General features: G+C 58.1%; 1 pseudogene. It reads right to left on the reverse strand.

Features of this window, described 5'->3' with window-relative positions:
- Window positions 1–233: pseudogene (locus tag B3849_RS16975) on the reverse strand (alanine dehydrogenase); the annotation flags it as partial.
- Window positions 234–279 lie beyond the last annotated feature (46 nt).

Genomic DNA, 279 nt, shown 5'->3' on the forward strand with positions numbered 1-279 from the left:
TCCTTCACCTTGATGATCATTTCGCAAGTGGCGAACACATCTGCGGCCGTCTCCGCGATCTCCGCGCCGACGGCGCGATACGCGTCATCCGTGGCGCCAATGCCCATGCCGGCTTGCGTTTCCACCAGAACCTTGTGCCCGCGCGCGGTGAACTCGCTGACGCTCTCAGGCGTAAGGCCGACCCGGAACTCATTGTTCTTGATCTCTTTTGGAACGCCGATCTGCATGCTCATGACTCCCGGAGGGTAAGGTTACCTGAATTTCGCGGATATCGTATAT

The sequence above is a fragment of the Sulfitobacter sp. UBA4523 genome, assembly GCF_002388305.1.
GTDB classification, from domain to species: Bacteria; Pseudomonadota; Alphaproteobacteria; order Rhodobacterales; family Rhodobacteraceae; genus Sulfitobacter; species Sulfitobacter pontiacus.